The following is a 21,844-nucleotide window of genomic DNA, read 5'->3' on the forward strand; positions in this document are numbered from 1 at the left end:
GGATTCACATCCGGCTCAGGCGGCCGGCGTGTAGTCCTTGCGCTCGAACGCCTTGGGGTTGCGCTTCTTGAGGACGAGGTAGGACACCCACATGATCGCGGCCCAGCCGGGCGCGCAGTACAGGGAGATCCGGGCGTCCTTGTCGATGCCCATGAGCACGATCACCATGCCGATGAAGGCGAGGGCGAAGAGGCTGGTCCAGGGGGCGCCCGGGGCCTTGAGCTCGGACTGGGGCAGCTCGCCGCGGTCCGCCTTGCGGCGGTAGCGGAGCTGGGCGACCAGGATCATGACCCAGGCCCACATACCGGAGATGGTCGCGAAGGAGACGACGTAGTCGAACGCCTTGCCCGGCCACTGGTAGTTGATCCAGACGCCGACGAGCATCAGCGCGGCGGAGAAGGTCGTGCCGCGGAAGGGCAGGCCCTTCTTGGACAGCTGGCCGAAGAACTTCGGGCCCTGGCCGTTGAGGGACAGGTCGCGGAGCATACGGCCGGTGGAGTACATACCGGAGTTGCAGGACGACAGCGCCGCGGTCAGCACCACGAAGTTGACGATTCCGGCGCCGGCGGGCAGACCGATCTTGGCGAAGGCCGCCACGAACGGGCTGACACCGGGCATGAACTCGGTCCAGGGAACGATCGACAGGATGATGATGAGCGCGCCCAGGTAGAAGACGGCGATGCGCCACGGCACGGTGTTGATGGCCTTGGGCAGGGTCTTCTTGGGGTCGGCGGCCTCGCCCGCCGTGACGCCGACGAGCTCGACGGCCAGGAAGGCGAACATCACGATCTGCAGGGTCATCAGCGTGCCGCCGATGCCCTTGGGGAAGAACCCGCCGTGGCTCCACAGCAGGTCGAAGGAGGCGGTGTCGCCGGCCTTGGAGAAGCCGAGGGTGATGACACCGACGCCGATCAGGATCATGCCGATGATGGCGGTGACCTTGACCATGGAGAACCAGAACTCCAGCTCACCGAAGAGCTTTACGGAGATCAGGTTGACGAAGTAGAGAATGACGGTGAAGACCAGCGCCGACGCCCATTGTGGAATGCCCTTGTTCCAGTACTGGACATAGGCGGCGGCCGCGGTGACCTCGGTGATACCGGTGACGACCCAGAAGAGCCAGTACGTCCAGCCGGTCACATAACCCCAGAAGGGGCCGAGGAACTCCCGGGCGTAGTCCGAGAAGGAGCCCGAGACCGGGCGGTACATGAGCAGCTCGCCGAGCGCTCGCATGATGAAGAAGATGACCAGGCCTGCGATGGCGTAGGCCAGGATGAGGCTGGGTCCGGCCTTGGATATGGCCTTGCCCGCGCCGAGGAACAGCCCGGTGCCGATGGCGCCACCAATGGCGATCATCTGAATCTGTCGGTTACCGAGTCCCCGCTCGTAACCTTCGGAAGCGTCCTGTCCGCTTCCTTCTCCGTCCCGCACTGCGGTGCGGTCCGCGACCTGCTCAGAGGTCATGGTGGTGCGCCTTTCTCCATACCGATCCGGTTGCTCCGGATCGGGTACCGATCCCCCCGGATGGAGTCCTGCTAGGTGCCGACGGTCGGCCGGCTCAGCGCCCCCGCCGTGACAGGGGTGGCGTCACGGAGGCAGGTCGGCAAGAAGTATCACGTCTAAAGGCGAGATCAATGTGAGTGTTGTGGCGCATGACACAAATAAATCAGGACAAAAGCAAAGACGGCGGCTTAATTGCCGCCGTCACAGTGACGTGATCGTTATTCGGAATTGAGCGTTCGGTGAGCGAACGCCCTAAGAATCCTCCGAATACCGGAAAGTAACTTCAGGAAGTGAGCGCCTCCACCAGCGTCTCCTGCAGCCCGCCGAGCCAGAGGTAGGCCATCACCATGGGCTTGCGGGGGTCGCTGTCCGGCAGCCGGTAGAGGGCGTCACCGTCGTCCTCGTCGCCGATCTCCAGCCGGGACGCGATGGTCAGCCGGAGGTCGTTGAGCGCGCCCAGCCACTGCCGGCAGCCGTCGGGCTCCAGGCGCAGCACGGCGCCCCCCTCGTCGCCGGGGGTGAGCGAGTCCAGCGAGCGGACGACGCCGAGGGCGTCCTGGCGCTTGCGCTCGCGCAGGTCGTTCTCGGTGTAGCGGCGGAATTCGGCCGCGTGGGCGCGCTCCTGGTGGTCCTGCTCGGCGCCGGGGGTGCCGTAGGCGTCCGGGAAGAGGCGGGCCAGGGCGGGGTCGGCCGGGGGCTCGCTGGGGCCCTCGGCGAAGAGCCGGGCCAGCGGGTCGGCGGCCTCGGGGCCTTCCGCCTCGCCGGGGCCGATCAGCTCCAGGAGCTGGACGGCCAGGCTGCGCAGGATGGAGATCTCGACCTCGTCCAGGGCGACGGCGGCCCCGCCGCCCGCGAGCGGCTCGAAGTGCCCCGCCATCAACGGTCCTGCGAGAGTGTCGCCCAGAGCCCGTAGCCGTGCATCGCCTGCACGTCGCGCTCCATCTCCTCACGGCTGCCGCTGGAGACCGTCGCACGGCCCTTGTGATGAACGTCGAGCATCAGCCGGTGCGCCTTGTCCTTGGAGTAGCCGAAGTAGGCCTGGAACACATACGTCACATAACTCATGAGGTTCACGGGGTCGTTATGGACCAGGGTCACCCAAGGGACGTCGGGCTCGGCGACGGCGAAGGGGGATTCGCCCGTCTCGGGTCGTTCGATCTCGACCGGTGCAACACTCACGTTTCCCATGCTGCCACTTGCCGCCGCGCGACGCACAAACGGCCCCCCGTACGAACGCCCTCCAGAAATCGTCACTCTGACGAGTACCGGGGTAGCATCTGATCCCATGAACGCTGCGGACCTGAGGCTCCCGGTCGATGTTCCCTCGACGGCCCTCTTCACCGACCGGTACGAGCTCACGATGCTCCAAGGCGCGCTGCGGTCCGGCACGGCGCACCGTCGCTCGGTCTTCGAGGTCTTCACCCGCAGGCTGCCCGAGGGGCGCCGCTACGGCGTCGTCGCGGGCACCGGGCGGGTCCTCGACGCCGTGGAGAACTTCCGCTTCGACAGGGGGGTGCTGGACTTCCTCGCCGACCGGAAGATCGTCGACGAGGCGACGCTCGGCTGGCTGGCCGACTACCGCTTCCGGGGCGACATCTGGGGCTACCCCGAGGGCGAGGTGTACTTCCCGGGCTCCCCGGTGATGCGGGTGGAGGGCACCTTCGCCGAGGCGGTGCTGCTGGAGACCGTGATCCTGTCCATCCTCAACCACGACTCCGCGGTCGCCGCCGCGGCCTCGCGGATGTCGGTGGCGGCGGGGGAGCGGCCGCTGATCGAGATGGGCGCGCGGCGCACCCATGAGCTGGCGGCCGTGGCGGCCGCGCGCGCCGCCTTCGTGGGCGGCTTCACCTCGACCTCGGACCTCGCGGCCGGCTTCCGCTACAACATCCCGACGGTGGGCACCAGCGCCCACGCGTTCACCCTGCTGCACGACAGCGAGCGCGACGCCTTCCGGGCGCAGGTCGACTCCCTGGGCGAGGGCACGACCCTGCTGGTGGACACCTACGACGTGGCCGAGGCCGTCGCCATGGCCGTGGAGATCGCGGGGCCGGGCCTGGGGGCCGTGCGGATCGACTCCGGCGACCTGCTGCTGCTCGCCCACCGGGTGCGCCGGCAGCTGGACGAGCTGGGCGCCAAGGACACGAAGATCATCGTGACCAGCGACCTCGACGAGTACGCCATCGCCTCGCTGGCCGCCGCGCCCGTGGACGCCTACGGCGTGGGCACCCAGCTGGTGACCGGCAGCGGTCACCCGACGTGCTCGATGGTCTACAAGCTGGTCGCCCGGGCGGACGAGGACGGCGCGGACGCGCCGCTGCGGCCGGTGGCGAAGAAGTCCATGGGCGGCAAGGCGTCCGTCGGCGGCCGCAAGTGGGCCGCGCGCCGCCCCGACGCGTGCGGGGTGGCGGAGGCCGAGGTCGTGGGCGTCGGCGAGGTGCCGGCGGAGCTCGCGGACCGGCAGCTGCTCGTGGAGCTCGTCCGGGGCGGCGAGGTCGTCGCCCGGGAGCCGCTGAGCGCGGCGCGTGACCGTCACGCGCAGGCGCGCGCGGCGCTTCCGATGTCGGCGACGCAGCTGTCGCGCGGTGAGCCGGTGCTGCCCACGGAATACCTCTGACCGGGCGCCCGAGTGCCCCTCCCATTACGGAACAGGACTCACTACCCTCGGTCACGTAGGGCTGATCCGCACAGCCGGCCGAGGGTTCCTCGACAGAAGGATCCGCACCATGACCCGTGCACTGATCATCGTTGACGTGCAGAACGACTTCTGCGAGGGCGGCAGTCTCGCGGTGGCCGGCGGCGCCGACGTGGCCGCGGCCATAACGGACCTGGTGGGCGAAGCCCCCGCCGGGTACGCGCACGTGGTCGCCTCGCGCGATATGCACATCGATCCGGGGTCCCACTTCTCGGACCGTCCGGACTTCGTCGACTCCTGGCCGCGGCACTGCGTGGCCGGCACCGAGGGCAGCGGTTTCCACCCCAATCTGGCGCCCGCCCTGGCCTCGGGCGCTGTCCAGGCGGTCTTCGACAAGGGTGCCTACGAGGCGGGCTACAGCGCCTTCCAGGGCGCCGACGAGAACGGCGCCGGGCTGGCGGACTGGCTGCGGGGGCGCGGGGTCACCGAGGTGGACGTGGTCGGCATCGCCACGGACTACTGCGTACGGGCGACCGCGCTGGATGCCCGGCGGGAGGGCTTCGCCACCCGGGTGCTGCTGGATCTGACGGCGGGGGTCTCCCGGGAGACGACGGACCGCACGCTCGAGGAGCTCCAGGAGGCGGGCGTGGAGCTGAGCGGCAAGCCGGTGGTCCAGGGCGGGTAGCCGCCCCGGACCGGCGTTTCAGGGGCCGAAGGGGCTCAGTCAGGGGCTCAGGGGCCGAAGGGGCCGGCTCCGGCCCGCACCAGCCGTGCGATGGGGTGCCAGGACTCGGTGTCGTCGTGGTCGACCGGCTGCCAGACCAGCCCGTCGGGGTGGTGGAGCACGGCCGTGATCTCGTCGGGGGTGGGCGGCTCCGTGTTGCCGCGCAGATAGACGGCGCGCAGCCCGAGGTTGCGGAGGCGGGTGAGGGCTCGCTGGCGGTTGACCGCGTGGACCAGCACCCGGACCCGGGTGTCCGGCGGGGGCCCGCCGCCGGGCGGGGCGGTCAGGGACAGGGCTACGACGACGCTGCCGTCGGGAAGCCTGGCGTATCCACCGCCTGCCATCAGCCTCTCGTCTCCGTTGATAAGACCATCATGAGAGGCATTCTCAAGGCGGACGGCCGCCGTCCGCCAGGGGACGACGGCCGCCGGTGGCTACCGCGGGGTCACTTGCCGGCCGGGCCGACCTGGAGCGTCATCGAGGAGCCGTTGAGGGCCTCGGTGAGGATGCGGATCCGGGTGTTGGTGTCCGTGATCTTCACACCGCCCGTGGGGTTCGCCGCGTCGTAGTAGGTGTTCTTGTGGTCGTCGAACACCGGGACGCCCAGCTTGCCCTTGACGCGGGTGGCGACACCGTTGTTGTGGGCGGTGAAGCCGTCGGTCGGGTACCAGCTGAAGGTCGAGTCGTACGCCTGGAAGCGGTTCTTCATCAGCGAACCGTCCGCCCACTTCTCGGCCTTGGGGTGGGCGTCGACCGGCAGGATGCGGCCCGCGCCCGGGTGGACGCCGACGTTGTTGTCCACCTGCGAGGTGTCCCACTGCCAGATCAGCAGGCCGTTCTGGTACGGGTAGTGCTCCACCCAGCCCGGCTTGGTGTCGCGCCAGCCGAAGTTGTACGGGCCGACCTTCAGGGTGCGGTCGTACGACACGTACTGGCGGTTCTCGGCGATGTAGTACTGCGGGTAGTTCTTGCTGAAGGACGCGCCGATGCGCGAGAAGCCCTTCGCCGTCCAGCCGTTGTCGCCGTTCTCGGCGCCGTCGGTGAAGACGTTCGCGCCGTCGGCGGTCAGGGCGATGGCGTCGGCGGTGAAGCCCTTGCCGGAGGTGCCGCCGTCGGTGGCGTAGCGGAAGCGCAGGTCGATCTTCTTGCGCGCATAGGCGTCGAGCGGGAAGGACAGCTTCTTGTACGCGCCGGAGACACCGGTCAGGGCCGGCTTGTCGCCGCCGTCACGGGTGATCTTCTTGCCGTCGGCCGTGCCGTCGACGGGCGTCCAGTTGGCGCCGCCGTCCGTGGACACCTCGGTGTAGAGGTAGTCGTAGTTCTCCTCGATGTCCCACCAGCCGGACAGGTCCAGGGTGGCCTTGGACTTGCCGGTGAGGTCCACCGGGCGGGAGAGGGTGTTCTTCAGGTCGTCGCCCTGGCCGCTCCACCACTGCGCGGCGCCCTCGGCGGGCTTCACGACGTCGGTGGTGACCTTCTTGTCCGGGAGGCTGACGACGAGCGCCTGCTTGTCCTTGGTGTTGTACTCGGCGACGCCCAGCTTGTGGGTCGACTTCGTCGCGGCCTTGGCCTTGTCGTAGTTGAGCCAGCCGAGCTGGAGCTTGTCCCAGGCGCTCATGTCGCCGGGCAGGTCGCCGATGGTGTCCTTGCCCTCGCCGAGCCAGGAGCCCGAGGACATCAGGGACCAGTAGGCGACGGAGGACTCACCGGTGCCGGTGGTGTCGTACTCGTCGGGGAGGCCCAGGTCGTGGCCGTACTCGTGGGCGAAGACACCGAGGCCGCCGTTCTCGGGCTGCATGGTGTAGTCGCCGACCCAGATACCGGTGTCGCCGATCTGGGTGCCGCCGGCCTTGTTGTTCGCGGGGCCGGTCTTGCCCGCGTCGGAGCCGTAGGCGTACCAGCGGTGGGCCCAGATGGCGTCCTTGCCCTGGGCGCCGCCGCCCGCGGACTCGTCCTCGCCGGCATGGACGATCTGGAAGTGGTCGATGTAACCGTCGGGCTCGTTGAAGTTGCCGTTGTGGTTGTAGTCGTTGCGGTCCCACTGGTCGTACTGGGCGAGGGTCGCCTTGATGTCGGCGTCGCTGCGACCGGCGGCCTTCTGGTCCTTGACCCACTGATTGACGGCGTCGCGGATCAGGTCCCAGGCGCTGGGGCAGTTGGTGGAGCCGCAGTAGTTGGAACCGTAACGGGCCTCGTTCCACGGGACGCGGACCCAGTCGGTGACCTGACCGTCGACCGAGTAACGGCCGGACGACTGCTTCTCGTAGTACTTCGCCAGGGACTCCTTGTCCTTGTCGTGCGAGAAGTAGAGGTCCTGGAAGTACTCGCGGTTGTAGTCCTTCTGCCAGGCCGTGCTGTTGTCCTTCGCACGGTCCGGCTTGGCTATGGTGTTGTGCGCCGGGCCGGGCGTGCCGCCGTACTTCTTGACGGGCGGCTTGGGGCCGTCGGGCCCGTCCGGGTCGTACATGGTGGTGTTGTCGACCTGATCACCGAAGTCGACCAGGATCGTAAATATCTTGTCGGTCTTCTCACGGCCGAGCTCGACGTACTTGTCCTTGCCGAGCTTGACGACCTTGGAGGCGCCGCGCTGCTCCGGCTTGGCGTCGCCGGCGACGACCTGCTCCACCGCCGCCTTGCGCTGGGCTTCCTGCTTCTTGCTGAACGGGCCCTTGAGGTCGTGCTCCACACCGGGCTTGACCTGCGCGGGGTCCTGGCGCTGGACATGGGTGGGGCCCTGGTCCGCGCTCGACGGGCCGGTCATGCCCGCCGCCTGCGCGACACCCGCCGCCAGGGTGCCCGTGCCGAGCGCCGCGACCACGACGGCCGCCGCGGCGGATCGGACGACCCTCCGATGGCTGATCTTCACTTGTGAATGTCCTCCCCAGTAAGAACTGTGGAGGTATTTGACCTGAGTGACGCAAGAAAAGACAGATCTTGACCATGACGAGCAGAGCAAGTACGTTATCCGGCCTTTAAGTTGCGGATAACGGGCGTCAATGGGCGAGACCGGGCGCGCTCGACTCACTTGACGACATACCAAACGCCCCCGTGCGCCCCTTTCGCTCCGGGCACCGTGGGTTAGGTCACGCTTACCACCAGTTCCCCCAGGGCAAAGAGCACCGTAGAGTCGAAGTGCGGTACGTACCAACGGCACGTACCGCCAGACTCCGGCCCCCTATATCCCCCCGCATATCGATGCCTTGAGGACGGATACCGCCATGCCGCGTCCGACTCCTGCACAGATCGCTTACGGATCGGCCACCGTAGTCTTCTCCAGCGCCGCGCTCCTGCTGTTGACACCCACCGGGTCGACACTGCTGCTCGGCGCCCTGGCCCTGGCCGCGCTCATCCTCGGCTGTGCCGTGGCCGTCACCGTCCCGGCCCGCTCCCGCTCCCGCTCCCGCTCCCGCCGGGAACGCCAAGCGGCGGGCGCCGCCGCCCGGTTGCCCGAGCGGCGCACGCCCGCGCACGCGGGCTCCCACGCCGGGTCCGCCGTGGGGGAGCACTCACTCCACGGTTGAGACCACCACGGTCTTGGCCGTCTTGTCGTGGACGCACTGGTGGTACGGCTGGTCCCAGGTGCACCACAGCACGTTCACCAACCAGAAGACGAAGCCGCAGCACGGCACGATCTCGGGCAGGGAGTAGACCGCGGCACGCGTCCACCCCGGCCGCCCTTCCGGGATCGCGCCGTTCTCCAGCATCGCGACCCGGATCTTCATCGCCATCTTGCCCACCGTCTGACCACGCGTGGTCAGCATCAGGCCCTCGTACACGAAGTAGACGACCGCGATGATGATGGACAGGCTGGTGGACCGCGCCTGGTCGTTCCAGGGGTCGTAGTTCCGCGTCGAGAGCGAGAAGATCACGCTGATCGGGATGCTCACGATCAGCCCGTCGATGATGCGGGCGACGAGCCGCTTGAAGCGGTTCGCGAGCGGGGGCATACCGGCGAGGGGATCGGGCCCGTAGGGCCCGCCACCGTACGGGCTGCCGCCCGGGGGGCCGCCGTAGGGGCCACCACTCGGGGGCGGGCCGCCGTACGGGCCACCCGGGTACGGGCCGCCCGGAGGCGGGCCCGGGTAGGCACCGCCGCTCGCGCCGCCGGGCGGCGGGGAACCGGGAGGAGAAGGCTCCTGGGGCCTCTTCAGGAACGGATCGTCCTCCGGCGGCTCCGGCGGGGGCGGCTGATCGGTGCTCATGGCCCGAGTAGAACCCAGGGCGCCTGAGGGCGCATCCGCCGCTGTGCCGTTCGGGGGTGGGGCCTACTCCCCCGCCGACGCCACGAACGTGCGCGCCACCTTGTCGTGCCAGCACTGCCGCCACGGCCGGTCGAAGAGGCACCACACCACGTTCAGCAACCCGACGGCCACCACACCGAGCCCTCCGTACACCAGCCACCGCCGCACCGCCGCCCCCGTCGACGCCGTGTCGTGCGACTCGATGTCCAGCACCCGCACCCCGAACACCTTCTTGCCCAGCGTGCGTCCCCACTTCGCGGTCGGCAGCGCCTCGTACAGCAGCCCGGCGACCAGCAGCACGCCCAGCACGATCGCCAGATACGTGCCCGTCGTGCCGTCGAGGAGCCAGACCGTCACCGTCCGGCCGGTCTGCCGCGCCTGCTCCACCTTCGCGTCGATGTGCTCGACCGACTTCGCCCACAGCGGCACCGCGACAGCGCCGACCACCGCGCCCAGCACCGCGGAGTCCAGCAGCCGGGCGGCGAGGCGGCGGCCGAGCGCGGCGGGGCGGCCCTGCGCCTGGGCCGCGCGCAGGAACGGGTCGTCCTTGGGCGGCTTCCGCCACGCCGCGTCCGGCGCGGCCGACTCGGCCACCGCGCCGCCGGGCACGGCCTGCGGGCCCTGCTGCGCGAGCTGGTGCACCTGCTGGGCCCAGCCCACCGGCTGCCGCCGCTCCACGGGAACGGGCGCGGACTCCGGGCGCCGGGCGGGCAGGGCGGCCCCTTGGGACCCGGCCGAGGGGACGGGGGCCACGGGGGCCACCGGGGTCGCCTCCCCGGCGCGCTGGGCGGGCCACGCCTGCCGGGCGGCCGGCGCGACCGCCGGGAGCGGCGCGGGCGGCCCGCCGGGCGCCGCGCCATGGGGCTTGGGCCGCAGGTCCAAGGTGCCCTGGCCATGCCCCCCATGGCCCTGCATCTGCTGGCCCTGCACCTGCTGGCTCTGTCCCTGCCCCTGCCCTTGCGCGGGCACGGGAGGCTCGGCCCGCTCCGGGGCCACCGGCTCCACCGCGGGCAGCTCGGGCAGCCGCGGGTCACGCGCCTTGGGCAGCGCGGCGGGACCGGAAGCGGCGGCAGCGGCGCCACCACCCCAGGAGACCCGCTGGTCTTGAGCGCCGCCGTCCGCCTGCCATGCCCCACCGCCCGCCGGCCCTCGCTCGACGACCGGCCCCGGCTCGGGCTCCGGCTCCTCGTCCAGGAACACGGGCCCCGTCTCGTCCGCCGCGCGCCGCGCGACCGGCTCGGCGGACGCGGACGGCATGGACGACGAGGCGGACACGGGCGTCACAGGCGTCACGGGCGGGACCGGGGCCGGAGGCCGCGCCGCCGACGGCGGCGGTGCGGGCATCGGCTCACCCTCGGCCGGCGCCGGCCGGCTCGTACCGGGCACCCAGGCGGCACCGCTCCAGTAACGGATGTAGCCCGGAATGGACGGGTCCGGATAAAAGCCCTGAGGGGGGCTGCCGTCGGCGGATCCCGAGATAGGTGCGCTCATGGTCTCCGGTGTCCCGTATCTGCTCGGCCGTACGTAAGGGGTGGTCACCAGGTCTACCAGAACGCCCCTTCCTCTGTGACCGTCGCAGGGCCGGTCCACTCACACGTGCGACTGCGGCACCGCCGCGCCCCCGGGACGAAAATCTTGAAACTGTTTGCCGAAACCGCGTAATGAAACCCGTCCGGCGCACTCTCTCCGTCCGTAACCGTTCCCGAGGCGGATCCCGAACGGATCCCGGAACCCGAGCAGAGAGAGGTGCGCCCATGCACACCGAGGTGGTACGAGACCTGGAGACCGACCTGGTGCTGTCGCCGGAACACAGCGTTCCGGTACCGGCCCGGCTGACCTACCGGACGGAGGACCCCTATGCCGTCCAGCTCAGCTTCCACGTCACCTCGCCACGCCCCGTGACCTGGACTTTCTCCCGGGATCTACTGATCGAGGGGGTGTTCCGGGCAGCCGGTGAGGGCGATGTGCGGATCTTCCCCGGCAAGGTCGGCGGACGGTCCGTGGTCTGTCTGGCGCTGTCCTCGCCGGAGGGCCGGGCGCTGGTGAGTGTGCCGGTGAAGGAGGTGTCCGGCTGGCTGGAGCGGACACTGCGGCTCGTGACGCCGGGTCTGGAGGGCGAGTGGCTCGCCCTCGACGAGGCCCTGGAGGAACTGCTGACGTCAGGTGCGTAAGGCGGAAGGCACCGTTCGGGGAGGGCAGGGCGCGGGCGGGCTACCCGATGGAGTGACCGCCGCGCCGGCCCCCGGGCCCATGGGTCACTCCCCCGCGCCCCCGGCCGGCGGGTCGAGGACCTTGCCGGGGTTGAGCAGCCCGAGCGGGTCGAAGACGGCCTTGATACCGCGCTGGAGCTCCATCGCCACCGGCCCGGCCTCCCGGGCCAGCCAGTCCTTCTTCAGCAGGCCCACTCCGTGCTCGCCGGTGATGGTGCCGCCCAGCTCCAGCCCCAGGGCCATGATGGCGTCGAAGGAGGCCCGGGCGCGGCGTGTCTCGTCGGGGTCGGCGGGGTCGAAGCAGACGACGGGATGGGTGTTGCCGTCGCCCGCGTGGGCGACGACGCCGATGGTCAGGCCGTGGTCGCGGGCGATGGCGGTGGTGCCGTCCAGCATCTCGGCGAGCCGGGAGCGCGGTACGCACACGTCGTCGATCATCGTGGCGGGGCGCAGCCGCTCGAGCGCGGGCAGGGACATCCGGCGGGCCTGCAGCAGCAGTTCGGACTCGGCGGCGTCCTCGGCGGGGACGGCCTCGGTGGCCCCGGCGGCGCGGCACAACTCGGCGACGGCGGCCAGGTCCGCGGCGGGGTCGGGGGTGTCGAAGGCGGCGAGCAGCAGGGCTTCCGTGGTCTCCGGGAGGCCCATGTGGGTCATGGAGTTGACGGCCCGTACGGTCGTGGCGTCCATCAGCTCCAGCAGGGACGGCGCGTGCCCACGCGCCATGATGTTCCGTACCGCCTCGCAGGCCGCGGCGACGGAGGGGAACTCTGCGGCGAGCGCCAGTTGCGCGGGCGGCGCGGGCTTGAGCGCCAGGACGGCCCGTACGACGATGCCGAGGCTGCCCTCGGAGCCGACGAAGAGCCGGGTGAGGTCGTAGCCGGCGACGCCCTTGGCGGTGCGCCGGCCGGTGGTGAGCAGCCGTCCGTCGGCGAGGACGACGTCCAGGCCGAGGACGTATTCGGCGGTGACGCCGTACTTGACGCAGCACAGCCCGCCGGAGGCGGTGCCGATGTTGCCGCCGATGGTGCACTGTTCCCAGCTGGAGGGGTCCGGCGGGTAGTACAGGCCGTGTTCGGCGACGGCCCGGGAGAGGGTGGCGTTGACGACACCGGGTTCGACGACGGCGATCCGCTCGACCGGGTCGATCTCCAGGACGCGGTCCATCTTGACGAGCGAGAGGACGACGCAGCCGTCGGTGGCGTTGGCCGCGCCGGACAGTCCCGTGCGGGCGCCCTGCGGGACGACGGGGACCCGGAGGGCGGTGGCGGTGCGCATCACGTGTCGCACCTGTTCGACGGTGCGTGGCAGGACGACCACGGCGGGCGTCCCGGCGGCGCAGAAGCTCGCCATGTCGTTGGCGTAGGAGCCGGTGACGTCGGGGTCGGTGAGCACCGCCTCGGCGGGGAGCCCCGTGCGCAACTGATCGATGAGATCGCCCATGGGCCCACCCTGTCACCGAGTGCCTCCAGAGGGGAAGCGCCCCGAAGGGGCGCGGGGCAGTGCCGTCATGCGGCTCCGCCGCGTGGGCGCGACCGGCCACAACCGGCCCGCAGCCGACCCGACCGCGCCCTCCGGACGCACCGAGGTCAGAGATTTCCCCGCTTCTCCTGCTCGCGCTCGATCGCCTCGAAGAGGGCCTTGAAGTTGCCCTTGCCGAAGCCCATCGAGCCGTGCCGCTCGATCATCTCGAAGAAGACCGTGGGGCGGTCCTGGACCGGCTTGGTGAAGATCTGGAGCAGATAGCCGTCCTCGTCGCGGTCGGCGAGGATCTTCAGCTCGCGGAGGGTGTCGATGGGCACCCGGGTCTCGCCGACCCACTCGCCGAGGGTGTCGTAGTAGGAGTCGGGGGTGTCCAGGAACTGAACGCCCGCCTCCCGCATGGCCCGTACGGTGGCGACGATGTCATTGGTGGCCAGCGCGATGTGCTGGACGCCGGGGCCGTTGTAGAACTCCAGGTACTCGTCGATCTGGGACTTCTTCTTGGCGATGGCCGGCTCGTTGAGCGGGAACTTCACCTTGCGGGTGCCGTCCGCGACGACCTTCGACATGAGCGCGGAGTACTCGGTGGCGATGTCGTCGCCCACGAACTCCTTCATGTTGGTGAAGCCCATGACGTTGTTGTAGAAGCTCACCCACTGGTCCATCTTGCCGAGCTCGACGTTGCCCACGCAGTGGTCGATGGCCTGGAAACGGCGGGGACCGGTCTCGACGATGGGCTCGGCGGCGACGTAGCCGGGCAGGTACGGGCCGGTGTAGGCGGAACGGTCGACGAGCGTGTGGCGCGTCTTGCCGTAGGTGGCGATGGCCGCGAGGACGACGGTGCCGTGCTCGTCCTTCAGCTCGTACGGCTCCGCCAGGCCGGTGGCGCCGTGCTCTATGGCGTAGGCGTACGCCGCCCGCGCGTCGGGCACCTCGATGGCGAGGTCCACGACGCCGTCGCCGTGCTCGGCGACGTGGTCGGCGAGGAAACGGCCGTGCTCGGTGGTCGCCTTGATCACGGTGGTGAAGACGAACCGGGCGCTGCCGGACTCCAGGACGTAGGCGGCGGTCTCACGGTTGCCGTTCTCCGGTCCGGAGTAGGCGACTCGCTTCATGCCGAAGGCGGTGGAGTAGTAGTGGGCGGCCTGCTTGGCGTTGCCGACGGCGAAGACGACCGCGTCCATCCCCTTGACCGGGAAGGGGTCGGCCTGCCGTGCGGTGTGCGGGGTGTGATCCGTGGTCTGAGTCATGGGCGCAGCGTCTCTCCGAACCACAAGGTGCGCAATAGTTTGCGATTCCACTGGGCATTATGCATAGAGGAGGTCGAGAAGCCCCGGACGTTCTGTGCATGATGACCACGAAAGGCGGATCAGGGTGATCGATCGTTTGGACGGCAGGCTGATCGAGCTGCTCGCGAGGGAGCCGCGGATCGGGGTGCTGGAGGCCTCACGGCGCCTCGGCGTGGCGCGCGGCACGGTGCAGGCGCGGCTGGACCGGCTCCAGTCGCAGGGGGTGATCAGGGGCTTCGGCCCGGATGTGGACCCGGCGGCGCTGGGCTATCCGGTGACCGCGTTCGCGACGCTGGAGATCAAGCAGGGGCAGGGCGCGGACGTCCGGACGCATCTGGCGTCGGTCCCCGAGGTGCTGGAGCTGCACACCACGACCGGGCACGGGGACATGTTGTGCCGGCTGGTGGCCCGGTCGAACGCGGATCTCCAGCGGGTGATCGACCGGGTGGTGGGCTTCGAGGGGATCGTCCGGGCGTCCACGGCGATCGTCATGGAGAACCCGGTGCCGCTGAGGATCATCCCGCTGGTGCAGCAGGCGTCGGAGGACTGACGCGTCCGTTGCCCTACGCGGGACAGGAGGGGACGGCGCCCCCGTCCTTCAGCGCCTTCAGGGAGGCGACCGCGTCGGTCAGCGTGGTGACCGGGATCAGCCGCATGCCCTTGGGCAGCTCGGCCCCCGCGTCGGAGCACTCGCCCTTCGGCACCAGGAAGACGGTGGCGCCGTCGCGCCCGGCCGCCTGGGTCTTGAGGGAGACGCCGCCGACCGCTCCGACGGTGCCGTCCGGGTCGATGGTGCCGGTGCCCGCGATGACCCGGCCGCCCGTCAGGTCGCCGCCCCGGCCGTCGCCGTCGATCTTGTCGATGATGCCCAGGGTGAAGAGCAGGCCGGCGCTCGGCCCGCCGACGTCGGCGAGGCTCAGTTCCACCTTCACGTCCTTGGGCGAGCGGTGGAGGTAGCGCAGGGCGGCCTCGGCCGCCGCGTCCTGGGACTTCTTCATCTCCGCGACGTTGTGCCGCTCGATCTGCTGGTCGGACTGCCCCGGGGGGTAGACCGCGTCGCGCGGCATCACGGCCCGGTCCGTACGGAACCAGCTGTCGACCACATCGCCCAGACCGATCTCGGTGTCCGGCCCGGTGGCCTCGATGGTGGTCATGCGCAGCTGCCCGCTCGTGCCGCGGGTGGGGGTACCGGAGATCGTGATGACGGGCTTGTCCTTGTGCTGCCCCAGCACGTTCGCGGTCGTGGAGCCCGGCTGGGCGATGACGAACGGCAGGGGGACGAGCGCGGCCACGGCGAGCAGGGCGACGACGGGTGCGGCGCAGACGGCGAGGACGCGGGTCCGGGTGGGGGCTGGCATGCTGCGAATCTAATTCACGGGTGGGGGGAACGCGGCATCCGCCCCACCCCCACCCCCTCACGTCGGTGGGCCGCTACCGCAGCGCGTCGGCCACCTCCTTCGCGGCCTCCATCACCCGCGGCCCGACCCTCGCGGGCACCGAGTCGGCGAGCATCACCACTCCTACGCTCCCTTCGAGCCCGGACACTCCGAGCAGCGGTGCGGCCGCTCCGCTCGCCCCGGCCTCCAGCTCGCCGTGGGTGAGCGCGTACCCGGGGTTGTCGACCTCGCCGCGGCGCGCGGCGATGATGGCCCGTCCGGCCGCGCCGCGGTCCAGGGGGTGACGGAATCCGGCGCGGTAGGCGACGTGGTAGTCGGTCCAGGTCGGCTCGACGACGGCGACCGCGAGCGCCTCGGCGCCGTCGACGAGGGTGAGATGGGCGGTGGCTCCCAGGTCCTCGGCGAGCGAGCGCAGGGCGGGCAGGGCCGCTTCCCGGACGAGCGGGTGCACCTGCCGCCCGAGCCTCAGCACTCCGAGGCCCACCCTGGCCCGGCCGCCTATGTCCCGGCGGACGAGCGCGTGCTGTTCCAGGGTGGCCAGGAGCCGGTAGACGACGGTCCGGTTGACGCCGAGCCGGGTGGACAGCTCGGTGACGGTCAGTCCGTGGTCGGTGTCTGCGAGCAGTTTGAGGACTTTCAGTCCCCTGTCGAGCGTCTGCGAAGTCTCCGCGGTCACGACGCCCCTCCTCCGATGAGTGGCGGCTCCCGTCGCGGTGGGGTCGCGGCGCCGGTCCCGTTCCGGCAGCGCGCGAGGAGAAGCCGCCGGCGGCTTGTCGTTATGGTCCGGCTGCGCTCCGCGGCGGCGCTGCCACGGGGCGTGTGCGTGACCGGCACGGTAGCGCCGCCGGTCCGCTCAGCGGAAGAGTCTGCCCACAATCCGGGCATCAGGGAGGGGAATTGTGCAATCCACTTTGTGGACAGGGCAATCCAGGGGGGCTATTGGCATTGCGGGGCTTTAGTGTGATCGCCATGCAGATTTCCCGAATAGCCACGATCGTGGCGGCCGGTGTCATCACCCCGGCCCTCTTCCTGGCCACGCCCGCCGTCGCCGAGGAGCAGCCGGGCGCGGCGGTACGGACGACGACCGAGCAGGGCACCCAGACGGTTGAACAGCCGGGTACGGTCCCGGCCGAGAAGGCCGACAAGGACAAGACCCCTTCCCGGATCCCGGTGTCAGTGCACGGGATCCCGAATACGCTCCGAGCGGGTGCGGACAAGCCGACGACGTTCCAGATCTGGTACGACAACCGGCAGGGCGACGCTGACGTGGCCTTCACGCCTCACGTCTTTTACCTCCCCGCTGGGGCCGATGCCGGCAAGGCCGATGACTACGCCATCGAGCTCTGGGAGCCCCGAGGGGGCACGGACCCAGGCTGGTTGCCGGTAGACCTGGCCAAGCAGTACAGCCCGGACATGAAGTCCTTCGACCGCAACGGCTCGCTCGGCCCGCACGTGCTGAAAAAGGGTCAGGTCGCGAAGTTCGACGTACAGCTGAACTTCGGAAAGCAGACCCCGGCCCACACAGCCCGCCTGCGGGTGACGGCCGAGAACAATGTGGCCGCCACCGCGGAGCAGGAATTCTCCGTCCTGGCCGCCAAGGAGCCGAAGCCGAGCAAGAGCGCGACCGCCACCGCCTCTACGTCCGCCACCGCGACCGCGACCGCTTCCGGCAAGGCGACCGCCAGCCCCAAGCCCTCCACGAGCGCCAGCGCGAGCGCCACCGCCAGCCCGAGCGCCTCGGCCTCGTCCTCCGCCGACGCGGCGGGCACCACCTCCGGTGGCTCCAGTGGCTCCGGCGGCACCACCGCCAACGGCAGCCGCACCGAGCTCGCCGCGACCGGGTCCGACCCGGCCACCCCGTGGATCGCCGCGGGCGGCGCCGTGGCGATCGTCGCGGGCGCCGGCCTGGTCGTCGCGACGCGCCGCCGCGCGAACGCGCAGGGCTGACACGCGAAGGGGTGCCGCCCTACCGGGGCGGCACCCCTTCCTCGTGTCACTTCATGCGCGTAGCCCACTCCCGCACCTTGTTGATGCGGTCCGTGAGCTGCCCCGCCGTCGCCTCCGCGCTGGGCGGCCCACCGCACACGCGGCGCAGCTCGGTGTGGATCACACCGTGCGGCTTGCCGCTCTGGTGGACGTACGCGCCCACCAGCGTGTTGAGCTGCTTGCGGAGCTCCAGGAGCTCCTTGTGCGTGACCACCGGCCGCCGCTCGGCGGGGATTTCGAGGAGGTCCGCCTGCTCGTCCGGCTTCCGGCGGCTGTGCGCGATCTGCCGGGCCTGGCGCTTCTGGAGCAGCAGCTGCACCTGCTCCGGCTCGAGCAGCCCGGGGATGCCGAGGTAGTCCTGCTCCTCCTCGCTGCCGGGGTGGGCCTGCATGCCGAACTCGGCGCCGTCGTAGAGCACGCGGTCGAAGACCGCGTCGGACTCCAGCGCCTCGAAGGGCAGCTGATCCTGCTCGCCGGTGTCCTCGTCCTGCTCCTTGTTCGCCTCGTCCATCTCCTTCTCGGACTCGGCGTAGGGGTCCTCCTCCTCGCCCTCCTTCTTGGGCTTGTCGAGGACGTGGTCGCGCTCGACCTCCATCTCGTTGGCGAAGGTCAGCAGCGTCGGGATGGTCGGGACGAAGACGGACGCGGTCTCGCCGCGCCGGCGCGACCGCACGAAGCGGCCGACGGCCTGGGCGAAGAACAGCGGCGTGGAGATCGTCGTGGCGTACACGCCGACCGCCAGGCGGGGCACGTCCACGCCCTCGGACACCATGCGGACGGCAACCATCCAGCGGGAGTCGTCCTGCGAGAAGTCGTCGATGCGCTGGGAGGCGCCGCTGTCGTCGGACAGCACGAGCGTCGCGCCCTCGCCGGTGATCTCACGGATCAGCTTGGCGTAGGCGCGTGCCGACTCCTGGTCGGAGGCGATCACCAGCGCGCCGGCGTCGGGGATGGACTTGCGGACCTCGGTCAGCCGCCGGTCGGCGGCGCGCAGCACGTTCGGCATCCAGTCGCCGCGCGGGTCCAGGGCGGTGCGCCAGGCCTGCGAGATGGCGTCCTTGGTCATGGGTTCGCCGAGCCGGGCCGCCAGCTCGTCGCCCGCCTTGGTGCGCCAGCGCATGTTGCCGCTGTAGGAGAGGAAGATCACCGGGCGGACGACGCCGTCGCCCAGCGCGTTTCCGTAGCCGTAGGTGTAGTCGGCGGAGGAGCGGCGGATGCCGTCGTTGCCCTCTTCGTAGGTGACGAAGGGGATGGGGTTGGTGTCGGACCTGAAGGGCGTGCCGGTGAGGCAGAGGCGGCGGGTGGCCGGCTCGAAGGCCTCCAGGCAGGCGTCGCCCCAGGAGCGGGAGTCACCGGCGTGGTGGATCTCGTCGAGGATGACGAGCGTCTTGCGCTGCTCGCTGCGGTTGCGGTGCAGCATGGGCTTCACGCCCACACCCGCGTAGGTGACGGCGACGCCGTGGTACTCGCGGCCCAGCGGCCCGGCGCTGTACTCGGGGTCGAGCTTGATGCCTATCCGGGCGGCCGCTTCGGCCCACTGTTTCTTCAGGTGCTCGGTCGGTGCGACGACGGTCACCTGCTGGACGACGTGGTGGTGCAGCAGCCAGGAGGCCAGGGTCAGGGCGAAGGTGGTCTTTCCCGCGCCCGGGGTGGCGACGGCGAGGAAGTCGCGGGGCTGCGTCTGGATGTACTTCTCCATGGCGGCCTGCTGCCAGGCACGCAGCTTGTTGGCGGTACCCCAGGGCGCCCGGCCGGGGAAGGCGGGTGAGAGATGGTGATTCGCGGTGGTGATAGTCACGGTCTCCGTCGGTGGGGTCGGCGGTCGGCAACCGCGTCAGCCTACCCGCGTCCACCGACACTGCCGTGTGCTACGTGCCGGGTCCACCCGGCGGTGGGACGGACCTCACAGTCCGGGCGACACAGTCCGGGCGACACAGTCCGGGCGACACAGTCCGGGCAACGACTCCGCGGCCTACCCCCGCGGCCGCAGCCGCGTGGCGACGTACGCCCCCGCCAGCGCCGCGCCCGCCGAGAGCACGAACACCGCCACGAACGCCCCACCGGGCGCGGCCGACGCGTTCGTGTCATGGGCACCGACGGAAGCCACCCCTCCCCCACCAAGAGCAAAAAGCACCCCCGCCAGCCCCACCAGCAGCACGCTCCCCAGGGCGTCCGACACCTGGAGCGAGGACGAGTTCGTGCCCTCCTCCCCCGGCCGCGACAGCCGGAGCGTGAGCACTCCCACGCTGGAGATCGTCAGCCCCATCCCGTAGCCGACGAGGAGCCAGCAGACGGCCACCAGCCACACCGGCACCGCGTCGATCAGCACCAGCGGCACCACCGCCACGGCGATCGCCTGTACCGCCATGCCCAGGCTCATCAGCCGCTCGCGGTGGGGTTCCAGCCGGGCGCGGCTCAGGGTGTACGAGCCGAGGGCCCAGGTCAGCCCGCCTCCGGTGAGCGACAGCCCGGCGAGCGTGGCCGACAGCCCGCGCTCGGTGACGAGCATCAGCGGGACGAAGGTCTCGGCGGCCAGGAAGGAGCCCTGCGCGAGACCGCGCAGCAGCACGACGGAGGGCAGTCCGCGCCCGGCCAGGAAGGTACGGGCGGGCAGCAGCCGCCGTACGCACGGCACGAGGAGGGCGAGCCCGGCGGCCGCGGGGAGGAGGGAGAACGGGCGGAGGTCCTGCCCGGCGTACTGGAGCAGTCCGGCCCCGGCGGCGACGCCGAGCGCGAGGAGGATCCGGCGCCGGTTCATCGCGCCCGTGCTCTTCCCCGGCGGCAGCGCGCGCAGCGCGGGGAGCATCACGGCGAGCGGCAGCAGTATCAGCACGGGGATGGCCAGGAACACCCAGCGCCAGCCGAGCGTCTCGGTCACCGTTCCCGCCACCAGCGGCCCCACGATCACGGGGACCACCCAGGCGGCGGAGAAGGACGCGATCACGGCGGGCCGCAGCCGTTCCGGGTAGGCCCGGCCCACGACCACGTACAGGGCGACGATCACGAGCCCGGAGCCGATGCCCTGCATGCCGCGCGCGGCCACGAACATCCACATCCGCTGCGCCGCGCCCGCGCCCACCAGCCCGGTGCCGAAGGCGGCGATGCCCGTGAAGAGGGGTACGAGGGGGCCGGCGCGGTCGCACCACTCCCCCGAGAGCGCCATCGCGAACAGGCTCGCGGTGAAGAAGGCGGAGAAGGCGAAGGCGTACAGCCCGATGCCGTCGAGCGCGCGGGCCGCGACGGGCATCGCCGTGTTGACGGCGCTGGCCTCGAAGGCGATCAGGGAGACGACGGAGACGATGCCGAGGGTGAGGGCGCGGTAGCGGCGTCCGAGAACGCCTTCCACCGTGTCCGTCGCGGCCTGGGTGGCGGATATGGGATCAGCGGCGGTCATGGCCTTCAGAGTAAGTGGCGAAAGCCGGTTTGACCCCTGTCGTGCGGAGGAGATCCACTCGGCCTTGAGGCCTAGTCGCATGGTCGGGCCAGGGCTCGGCCACAGGTCGGACACGGCTCCGTCGTCATTCGGTCGCGGTTTGATCATGGCCGAGCAAACGGCCGATTTTCGCCATGACCATGCCCATAAGCTTCCGGCCGATTCGTACGTAGTTCACTGTTCAACCCCGGCGGTCGACGCCGGGCGGCACCCTGGGGGACCCCTATGTCCATTCGCCATGTCGTCGCGGCCGCGTTGGTCGTCTCCGGCGCACTCGCACTGACCGCCTGCGGGCCCACCGAGGACGGCGGCAAGGACGACGCCAAGGGTTCGGCGAGCGCGGCGCCGTCGCAGCAGCCCGCCGACGGCAAGGACCAGGGAAAGAGCAAGGGCAAGGACAAGGGCAAGAGCGACTACAAGGACCCCTGCGCGCCGCTGCCCAAGGGCCACAAGCTCATCAAGGTCAAGAGCGTCGAGGGCGCGATGAACAACATCATCGCGCAGGACGCCGCCGTGTCCTGCAACACCAAGATGGACGAAGGCGCCTTCTACCGCAACGAGGGCCCGACGAACACCTACGCCTTCGACAACGAGCACGCGAAGGTGACCGTCCTCAGCCTGAACGGCCCCGAGGTCCGCCCGACGAAGCCCACCGACAAGACCCTCTCGGGCATCGGCCACGTCAAGGAGTGCGCGGACCCGAACCACCAGCAGTACGACAACCAGAGCAAGGCCGACCACAAGGAATGGTGCGCCGGCCAGAACTACTACAACGTGACGCTCGGCCCGGGCAACAAGATCACCGAGATGGTCGAGCTCTCCGGATCGTGACGCCCCAGGGGTGGGGGGGGGGGCGCCCCCCCCGCCCCCCCCCCCCCCCCCCCCCCCCCCCCCCCCCGGGCCCCCCCCCCCCCCCCAAAACCCCCCCCCCCCCCCCCCCCCCACCCCAC

General features: G+C 70.6%; 20 protein-coding genes. 7 read left to right on the forward strand and 13 right to left on the reverse strand.

The window, feature by feature from the left end:
• Window positions 1–15 precede the first annotated feature (15 nt).
• The 3 genes from ACFYZR_RS22355 to clpS all read right to left on the reverse strand — a co-directional run bounded on the left by ACFYZR_RS22355 (window position 16) and on the right by clpS (window position 2,691).
• On the reverse strand, window positions 16–1,464 hold the full coding sequence (locus tag ACFYZR_RS22355) for an amino acid permease (protein WP_391912864.1): 1,449 nt from the start codon (window positions 1,462–1,464) through the stop codon (window positions 16–18).
• A 322-nt stretch (window positions 1,465–1,786) separates the two neighbouring features.
• Entirely contained in the window at window positions 1,787–2,380 is a 594-nt protein-coding gene (locus ACFYZR_RS22360) for a DUF2017 domain-containing protein (RefSeq protein WP_391912866.1), read from the reverse strand.
• Complete coding sequence (gene clpS, locus ACFYZR_RS22365; RefSeq protein WP_391912868.1) at window positions 2,380–2,691, reverse strand: ATP-dependent Clp protease adapter ClpS; 312 nt, start codon at window positions 2,689–2,691, stop codon at window positions 2,380–2,382. Before clpS ends, ACFYZR_RS22360 begins: the two co-directional genes overlap by 1 nt.
• A gap of 97 nt (window positions 2,692–2,788) precedes the next feature.
• Between clpS and ACFYZR_RS22370 the strand changes: the two genes are divergently transcribed.
• Together ACFYZR_RS22370 and ACFYZR_RS22375 are read left to right on the forward strand one after the other, a co-directional pair.
• Window positions 2,789–4,117: a nicotinate phosphoribosyltransferase gene (locus ACFYZR_RS22370; RefSeq protein WP_391912870.1), complete on the forward strand. Its 1,329-nt coding sequence runs from the start codon at window positions 2,789–2,791 to the stop codon at window positions 4,115–4,117.
• Window positions 4,118–4,226: 109 nt separating this feature from the next.
• Window positions 4,227–4,820, forward strand: a complete 594-nt coding sequence (locus ACFYZR_RS22375) for an isochorismatase family protein (protein ID WP_391912872.1) — start codon at window positions 4,227–4,229, stop codon at window positions 4,818–4,820.
• A gap of 47 nt (window positions 4,821–4,867) precedes the next feature.
• Here ACFYZR_RS22375 and ACFYZR_RS22380 read toward each other — a convergent pair whose 3' ends face one another.
• Both ACFYZR_RS22380 and ACFYZR_RS22385 read right to left on the reverse strand, forming a co-directional pair.
• Window positions 4,868–5,203 carry a hypothetical protein gene (locus tag ACFYZR_RS22380; RefSeq protein ID WP_391912874.1) on the reverse strand — a complete coding sequence of 112 codons (336 nt, stop codon included), beginning with the start codon at window positions 5,201–5,203 and terminating at the stop codon, window positions 4,868–4,870.
• A gap of 101 nt (window positions 5,204–5,304) precedes the next feature.
• Complete coding sequence (locus ACFYZR_RS22385; RefSeq protein WP_391912876.1) at window positions 5,305–7,725, reverse strand: immune inhibitor A domain-containing protein; 2,421 nt, start codon at window positions 7,723–7,725, stop codon at window positions 5,305–5,307.
• A 352-nt stretch (window positions 7,726–8,077) separates the two neighbouring features.
• Here ACFYZR_RS22385 and ACFYZR_RS22390 point away from each other — a divergent pair, with 352 nt between their 5' ends.
• Window positions 8,078–8,380 carry a hypothetical protein gene (locus ACFYZR_RS22390; RefSeq protein ID WP_391912878.1) on the forward strand — a complete coding sequence of 101 codons (303 nt, stop codon included), beginning with the start codon at window positions 8,078–8,080 and terminating at the stop codon, window positions 8,378–8,380.
• On the opposite strand, the gene ACFYZR_RS22395 is transcribed toward ACFYZR_RS22390, so the two are convergent.
• Window positions 8,366–9,061: an RDD family protein gene (locus ACFYZR_RS22395; RefSeq protein WP_391912880.1), complete on the reverse strand. Its 696-nt coding sequence runs from the start codon at window positions 9,059–9,061 to the stop codon at window positions 8,366–8,368. The two genes, ACFYZR_RS22390 and ACFYZR_RS22395, sit on opposite strands and share 15 nt — an antisense overlap.
• Window positions 9,062–9,124: 63 nt before the next feature.
• Entirely contained in the window at window positions 9,125–10,591 is a 1,467-nt protein-coding gene (locus ACFYZR_RS22400) for an RDD family protein (RefSeq protein ID WP_391912882.1), read from the reverse strand.
• 263 nt (window positions 10,592–10,854) lie between these two features.
• On the opposite strand from ACFYZR_RS22400, the gene ACFYZR_RS22405 reads away from it, so the two are divergent.
• Window positions 10,855–11,271 (forward strand): SsgA family sporulation/cell division regulator, encoded by a 417-nt coding sequence (locus ACFYZR_RS22405; RefSeq protein WP_391912884.1) that lies wholly within the window; start codon window positions 10,855–10,857, stop codon window positions 11,269–11,271.
• Window positions 11,272–11,355: 84 nt separating this feature from the next.
• Here the strand turns inward: ACFYZR_RS22405 and ACFYZR_RS22410 are convergent, their stop codons facing one another.
• Together ACFYZR_RS22410 and hppD are read right to left on the reverse strand one after the other, a co-directional pair.
• Complete coding sequence (locus ACFYZR_RS22410) at window positions 11,356–12,750, reverse strand: FAD-binding oxidoreductase (protein ID WP_391912886.1); 1,395 nt, start codon at window positions 12,748–12,750, stop codon at window positions 11,356–11,358.
• A gap of 146 nt (window positions 12,751–12,896) precedes the next feature.
• Entirely contained in the window at window positions 12,897–14,039 is a 1,143-nt protein-coding gene (hppD, locus tag ACFYZR_RS22415) for a 4-hydroxyphenylpyruvate dioxygenase (protein ID WP_391912888.1), read from the reverse strand.
• A gap of 124 nt (window positions 14,040–14,163) precedes the next feature.
• Here hppD and ACFYZR_RS22420 point away from each other — a divergent pair, with 124 nt between their 5' ends.
• Window positions 14,164–14,628, forward strand: a complete 465-nt coding sequence (locus tag ACFYZR_RS22420; RefSeq protein WP_126914339.1) for an Lrp/AsnC family transcriptional regulator — start codon at window positions 14,164–14,166, stop codon at window positions 14,626–14,628.
• Between the two features lie 13 nt (window positions 14,629–14,641).
• On the opposite strand, the gene ACFYZR_RS22425 is transcribed toward ACFYZR_RS22420, so the two are convergent.
• Both ACFYZR_RS22425 and ACFYZR_RS22430 read right to left on the reverse strand, forming a co-directional pair.
• Window positions 14,642–15,436 carry a hypothetical protein gene (locus tag ACFYZR_RS22425; protein ID WP_391912890.1) on the reverse strand — a complete coding sequence of 265 codons (795 nt, stop codon included), beginning with the start codon at window positions 15,434–15,436 and terminating at the stop codon, window positions 14,642–14,644.
• A 73-nt stretch (window positions 15,437–15,509) separates the two neighbouring features.
• Entirely contained in the window at window positions 15,510–16,151 is a 642-nt protein-coding gene (locus tag ACFYZR_RS22430) for an IclR family transcriptional regulator (RefSeq protein ID WP_391912892.1), read from the reverse strand.
• Between the two features lie 293 nt (window positions 16,152–16,444).
• Here ACFYZR_RS22430 and ACFYZR_RS22435 point away from each other — a divergent pair, with 293 nt between their 5' ends.
• A complete protein-coding gene (locus ACFYZR_RS22435) occupies window positions 16,445–17,422 on the forward strand; it encodes an LAETG motif-containing sortase-dependent surface protein (protein ID WP_391912894.1) in 978 nt (325 codons plus the stop codon).
• A gap of 46 nt (window positions 17,423–17,468) precedes the next feature.
• On the opposite strand, the gene ACFYZR_RS22440 is transcribed toward ACFYZR_RS22435, so the two are convergent.
• Together ACFYZR_RS22440 and ACFYZR_RS22445 are read right to left on the reverse strand one after the other, a co-directional pair.
• Window positions 17,469–19,259 carry a DEAD/DEAH box helicase gene (locus tag ACFYZR_RS22440; RefSeq protein WP_391912896.1) on the reverse strand — a complete coding sequence of 597 codons (1,791 nt, stop codon included), beginning with the start codon at window positions 19,257–19,259 and terminating at the stop codon, window positions 17,469–17,471.
• 174 nt (window positions 19,260–19,433) lie between these two features.
• Window positions 19,434–20,855, reverse strand: coding sequence for an MFS transporter (locus ACFYZR_RS22445; protein ID WP_391912898.1), 1,422 nt, complete (start codon window positions 20,853–20,855; stop codon window positions 19,434–19,436).
• Window positions 20,856–21,119: 264 nt separating this feature from the next.
• Between ACFYZR_RS22445 and ACFYZR_RS22450 the strand changes: the two genes are divergently transcribed.
• Entirely contained in the window at window positions 21,120–21,725 is a 606-nt protein-coding gene (locus tag ACFYZR_RS22450; protein ID WP_391912900.1) for a hypothetical protein, read from the forward strand.
• Window positions 21,726–21,844 lie beyond the last annotated feature (119 nt).

Source organism: Streptomyces sp. NPDC001678, from assembly GCF_042892945.1.
GTDB lineage: Bacteria > Actinomycetota > Actinomycetes > Streptomycetales > Streptomycetaceae > Streptomyces.